This is a genomic window from Longimicrobium sp. (genome assembly GCF_036399255.1).
GTDB lineage: Bacteria > Gemmatimonadota > Gemmatimonadetes > Longimicrobiales > Longimicrobiaceae > Longimicrobium.
In genome coordinates, this window is sequence record NZ_DASWNM010000155.1 from 1 (window position 1) to 6532 (window position 6532).

General features: G+C 73.8%; 1 protein-coding gene. It reads right to left on the reverse strand.

Annotated features, from left to right (window positions below):
• On the reverse strand, window positions 1-6532 hold a 6532-nt coding region (locus VGC13_RS29845), incomplete at both ends, for an amino acid adenylation domain-containing protein (RefSeq protein ID WP_331128995.1).

The following is a 6532-nucleotide window of genomic DNA, read 5'->3' on the forward strand; positions in this document are numbered from 1 at the left end:
CAGCGCGTCCAGCGGCACGAACGCGGCCGGCACCATGTAGTCCGGCAGGCGCGTGCGCGCGTGCTCGCGCAGCTCCGCCGCCCCCACGCCCTCGGGCGAGACGACGTACGCAACCAGCCGGCGGTCCCCCGGCACGTCCTCACGGACCACCACGATTGCCTGCCGCACCGCCGGGTGCGTGGCCAGCACGCCCTCGACCTCGCCCGGCTCGATGCGGAAGCCGCGGATCTTCACCTGCTGGTCCAGCCGCCCCAGGTACTCCAGCTCCCCGGAGGCCAGCCACCGCGCCCCGTCGCCGCTGCAGTACAGCCGCGCCCCCGGCGCGCCGTACGGATCGGGAACGAACCGCTCTGCCGTCAGCGCCGCACGCCCCAGGTAGCCCCGCGCCACCCCGGCGCCGCCCACCAGCATCTCGCCCGGCACGCCCACCGGGCACGGCTCCATCCGCCGGTCCATCACGTACACCCGCAGGTCAGGGATCGCGACGCCCACCGGGCTACGCGAGCCCCGCTCCACGTCGGCGCGGGTGATGGGCCGATAAGTGACGTGCACGGTGGTCTCGGTGATCCCGTACATGTTCACCAGCCGCGGTCGATCGTCGCCGTGCCGCTCTATCCAGGCGCGCAGGCTTCCCGGCTCCAGCGCCTCGCCGCCGAAGATCACCGTCCGCAGCGCCAGGCCGTCCGCCTGCCCCACTGCCTCCTCGGCGGCGACCAGCTGCCGGAACGCGGAGGGCGTCTGGTTGAGCACCGTCACCCCTTCGCGCGCCAGCAGGCGGTAGAAGTCCTCCGGCGAGCGGCTGGTAAGGAACGGCACCACCACCAGGCGTCCGCCGTACAGCAGCGCCCCCCACAGCTCCCACACCGAGAAGTCGAACGCGTAGGAGTGGAACAGCGTCCACACGTCGTGCGCGCCGAAGCGGAACCAGTCGTCGGTCGCGTCGAAGAGGCGCAGCACGTTGGCGTGGGTGACCTGCACCCCCTTGGGCCGCCCCGTGGACCCGGAGGTGTAGATGACGTACGCCGCGTTCTCCGCCCCCACGGTGACGCGGGCGAGATCGGCCCACTCCCCCTCGTCCCCCCGATCGTCAAGCGGCACCACGCGCACGTTCCCGGAAACAGGCAGCCTGCCTTCAATGCCGTCCCCGGCCACCAGCACGCGGATGCGGGCGTCTTCCATCACGTACGCTAGGCGGTCGGCCGGATACGCGGGGTCCAGCGGGACGTAGGCGCCGCCGGCCTTGAGAATGCCGAGCAGGCCCGTCACCATCTCCAGCCCCCGCTCCGCCCAGATCCCCACCCGCGCCTCAGGGCCCACGCCCAGGCGCACCAGGCGGCGCGCCAGCCGGTCGGAGCGCGCGTCCAGCTCGGCGTAGGTGAGGCTCATTCCCTGGTAGGTGACCGCCCGCGCGTTCGGCGTGCGCGCCGCCTGCGCGCGGAAGCGCCCGTGCAGCGAGCCCTGCACCGGGAACGACGGGGCCTCCGTCGGGCTCCAGGCGTGGAGCAGCGCCGTCCGCTCCGGGGCCGAGAGCAGCGGCAGCATGGAGATAGGCACGTCCGCGTCGGCCGAGACCCCTTCCAGCAGCACGCGCAGGTGCCCCAGCATCCGCTCCGCCGTCTGCGCGTCGAACAGGTCCGACGCGTAGCCCAGCCAGACGCGAAGCCCGGCGTCGTCGTCCTCCGCCATCATCAGCGTCAGGTCGAACTTGGCCATCCAGCCGCCGCCGTCCACCTGCGCCGCATCCACCCCGTCCAGGCGCAGGTCATCGCCAGCGGCGTTCTGCAGCGCGAACATCACCTGGAAGACGGGCGCGTGGGCAAGACTCCGCTCCGGCCGCAGTTCCTCCACCAGCCGCTCGAAGGGAACGTCCTGGTGCGCGTATCCCTCCAGCACCTCATCGCGGACGTGCGCCAGCAGGGCGGCGAACGCCGGGTCGCCGCCCAAGTCAGTGCGGAAAGCGAGCGTGTTCACGAAAAAGCCGATCAACCCCTCCACCTCCGCCCGCGAACGCCCCGCGACCGGCGAGCCGACGACCACGTCGTCCTGCCGCGAGTAGCGCGACAGCAGCACCTGGAACGCGGCCAGCAACACCATGTACAGCGTGGCACCTTCGTGGCGGGCAAGGGCGCCCAGCGCGCCGCGCAGCCCGGGCGGCCAGGTAGCGCTCGCGACGGCGCCGCGGTAGCTCTGCACCGCCGGGCGCGGCCGGTCGGTGGGCAGCTCCAGCAGCGTGGGCGCGCCGGCCAGGCGCTCCGTCCAGTAAGCCAGCTGCGCGTCGAGCACCTCGCCGCGCAGGTGACGGTGCTGCCACACGGCGTGGTCGGCGTACTGCACCGGTAGCGCGGGGAGCGGAGAAGGCTCGCCGCGCCGGAACGCCAGGTACAGCGCGCCCAGTTCGCCGTACAGCACGCCCGTGCTCCACCCGTCGCCCACGATGTGGTGCATGCACAGCAGCAGCGCGTGGTCGTCCTCCGCCAGCCGCACCAGCGCCGCGCGAAAGAGCGGACCCTCCGCTAAGTCGAACGGGCGCGCCGCGTCTTCCGCGGCCAGCCGCGCCAGCGCGGACTCGCGGGCGTCCGGCGCGCGGCCGGAGAGGTCGAGCAGCGGCAGGACGTACGGCTCGGGGGCGGGGAGGATCACCTGCGTCGCATCCTCCACCCGACCCACGCGAAAGACGGTGCGCAGCGCCTCGTGCCGGCGGACCACCTCGCCCAGCGCCCGCTCCAGCACGCCGGCGTCTATCGGCCCGCGCAGGCGGCGCGCGGAGGCGATGTTGTAGAACGCGCTCCCCGGCTCCAGCTGGTCAAGGAACCAGAGCCGCCGCTGCGCGAAGGAGAGGGGAAGCGGCCCATCGCGCGGCGCCGGCGCCACCGGCGGAAGGAGCGCCGCGGCGCTCTCGCCGCGCTGCACCCGCTCCACCTCCCGCGCCAGCCCTTCCACCGTGGGGCTGCCGAACAGCGTCCGCAACGGCACCTCCACGCCCAGTACTCGCCGCACGCGCGACAGGACCCGCGTCGCGACCAGCGAGTGGCCGCCCAGATCGAAGAAGCTCTCCCGCGCGCCCACCCGCTCCACGCCCAGCACTTCGCCCCAGATCCCCGCGAGCACCTCCTCTACCGGCGTGCGTGGTGCCACGTGGGCCGCCTCTCGCCCGCCGCGTTCCGGCACGGGAAGCGCCGCGCGGTCCAGCTTGCCGTTGGGCGTGCGGGGAAACTCGACCAGAACGACGAAGGCGGCCGGCACCATGTGCTCCGGCAGCACCGCCCGCGCCTGCTCCCGCAGCGCGCCGACGCTGGCTTCGGCCCCTTCGCCGAATACCACGTACGCCACCAGGCGGCGGTCGCCGGGCACGTCCTCGCGCGCCAGCACCACCGCGTCGCGCACCGCGGGATGCGCCGCCAGCACGCTCTCGACCTCCCCCAGCTCGATCCGGAAGCCGCGGATCTTCACCTGGTGGTCCAGCCGGCCCAAGAACTCCAGGTCGCCGCCTGCGCGGCGGCGCACCAGGTCGCCCGTGCGGTACAGCCGCTCACCCCAGGGTGCCGGGACGAACCGCTCCGCCGTAAGCCCCGGCCGCCCCAGGTACCCGCGCGCCACCCCGTCACCGCCTACGTACAGCTCGCCAGGAACGCCGGTGGGCGCCGGCTCCAGGGCCGGGTCCAGCACATAGACGCGCACGTTCTCCACGGGCGGGCCCAGGCGCACCGCACCGCCTGGCCGCCACTCGCCCGTGGTGGCGCGGATGGTAGTCTCGGTGGGGCCGTAGACGTTGAAAATCCGCCGTCCCGGGGCCGCCCAGCGCTCGCCCAGCTCCGGCCCCCACGCCTCGCCGCCCAGCAGCAGCAGGCGCAGCGAGGGAACCGGCTCCGACTCCATCGCCGCCAAGGCGGTGGGCGGGAACTTGGCGCAAGTGATCCGCCGCTCGCGCAGCAGAGCCAGCAGCCCCGGGCCGGGCATCAGCCGCTCCGGGGGCGCCGTGTGCAGCGCCGCCCCCGTGCACACGCCCAAGAACAGCTCGGCCACCGACGCATCGAAGCCGATGGAGGCAAAGACCAGCTGCCGGTCGCCCGGGCCCATGCCGTAGGTGCGCGCCTGCGAAGCGACCAGGTTGGCCAGAGAGCCGTGCGCGATCTCCACGCCCTTGGGCCGCCCCGTGGACCCGGAGGTGTAGATGACGTACGCCAGCCCGCCGGGGTGCACGGCGCTCGGAAGGCGGCCGGGATCCTCGGCGTCCAGCGCGGCGCGGTCGCCGTCCAGGCACACCACGGCGGCGTTCCCGGCGGGGAGGGCGTCCCGCAGGCGCGACTGGGTAACGAGCACGGGGACGCGAGCGTCGGCCAGCATGTACGCCTGCCGCTCGGCCGGATAGGTGGGATCCAGCGGCACGTAGACGCCGCCGGCCTTCATCGTCCCCAGCAGCGCCACCAGCAGGTCGGGACCGTGCTCCGCGCACACCCCCACCCGCGTCTCCAGGCCCACGCCCAAGGCGCGCAGCCGGCGCGCCAGCTGGTTGGCCCGCGCGTCCAGCGCCGCGTAGGTCAGCCGCTCGCCGTCATGCACCACGGCGGGGGCGCCGGGGTCGCGGTCCACCTGCCGCTCGAAGAGGTGGTGGACGGCCAAGCCGCGGCGATGCGGAGCGGTCCCGGGCCGCCCCTCCTCCAGCAGCCGCGCCCGCTCGTCCGCGGACAGGAGCGGGAGACGGGCGATCCGCTCGCCGGGACGGAGGGCGGCGCCCCGCAGCAGCACGCGCAGGTGGTCCAGCAGCCGCCCCGCAGTGGCGGGGTCGAAGAGGTCGGTGTTGTACGTCAGCCAGACGCGCAGCCCTTGGTCTGACTCGGCCATGGCCATACTCAGGTCGAACTTAGCCGTGCCGGGCTCGCCCGCCACCGCGTTCACCCGCACACCGGGAAGGGACAGGTCGGCCGCGCCCTGGTTCTGCAGCTGGAACATCACCTGGAAGATGGCCGTGTGACTCAGGCTGCGGCCGGGCCGCAGCTCCTCCACCAGCTTCTCGAACGGCACGTCCTGGTGCGCGTACGCTCCCAGAGTGACCTCGCGCACGCGGGCGATCACATCGCGGAACGTGGGCGCCCCGCCCAGGTCCGTACGCAGCACCAGCGTGTTCACGAAGAAGCCGATCAGCGCCTCCACCTCGGCGCGCGTGCGCCCTGCGATCGGGGAGCCGACAACCACGTCGTCCTGCCGCGCGTACCGGGAGAGGAGGAGCTGAAACCCGGCGAGCAGCAACATGTACAGCGTGGCGCCTTCGCGTCGCGCTAGCGCCCGGAGCGCCTCCTGCAATTCCGGCTCGTACACGGTGCCGATGGCCGCACCGCGATAGCTCTGCACCGCGGGACGCGGCCGGTCCGTCGGCAGCTCCAGCAGCGTGGACGCGCCGGACAGCCGCTCGCGCCAATACGCGACCTGCGCGTCCAGCGCCGGGCCGCGCAGGTGCTCGCGCTGCCACACGGCATAATCGGCGTACTGCACGCGGAGCGGGGCCAGCGGCGAGGCCTCCCCGGCAGCAAAGGCGCGGTAGAGCGCGCCCAGCTCGTCGAACAGCACCCCCAGACTCCACGCGTCGCTGACGACGTGGTGCATGCACATCAGCAGCGCATGGTCTTCATCCCCCAGCCGCACCAGCGTCGCCCGGAAGAGCGGGCCCTCCACCAGGTCGAACGGCCGCGCCGAGTCCTCCCAAGCCAGCCGCTCCAGCGCCGCCTCCCGCTCGCCGTCCGCGAGCGCCCGCAACTCGTGGACGGGAAGGAAGGGGGACGGTGCGGGAAGGATCACCTGCACCGGCTGGCCGGCCTCGTCCACGCGGAAGACGGTGCGCAGGACCTCGTGCCGATGCACCACCTCGCCCAGCGCCCGTTCCAGGGCGCCGGGGTCCAGCCGCCCGCTCAGCCGCAGCGCGGCGGGGATGTTGTAGAAGGCGCTCCCCCGCTCGTACTGATCCAGGAACCAGAGCCGCGCCTGGGCAAAGGACAGCGGAAGGTCCCGGCTTCGATCCACCGGCGTCACCGGCGGAAGCACGGCGGCGCCGGCGCCGCGGCGTGCGCTCTCCACCTCGCGCGTCAGCGACTCCACCGTGGCGTGGGCGAAGAGGGCCCGGAGCGGCACCTCGGCCCCCAACTGCTGCCGGATGCGCGAGACCACCCGCGTGGCGAGCAGGGAGTGGCCGCCCAGCTCGAAGAAGTTGTCGCGCACGCCTAGCCGCTCCACGCCCAGCACGTCCACCCAGATCGCGGCGAGCGCCTCTTCCACGGGGGTGCGCGGGGCGACGTACTCCTCCGTCCGCGCGCTGCCCTCCGGCGCGGGGAGGGCCCTGCGGTCCACCTTGCCGTTGGGCGTCAGCGGGAGCCGGTCCAGGAACACCCACGCGGTGGGAACCATGTAATCCGGCAGCAGCGCCCGTGCGTGCTCCCGCACCTCCGCCGCCGTCGGCGCAGCTTCGCCGGCGACCAGGTACGCCACCAGGCGCCGGTCGCCGGGGGTGTCCTCGCGCGCCACCGCCACGGCCTGCCGCACG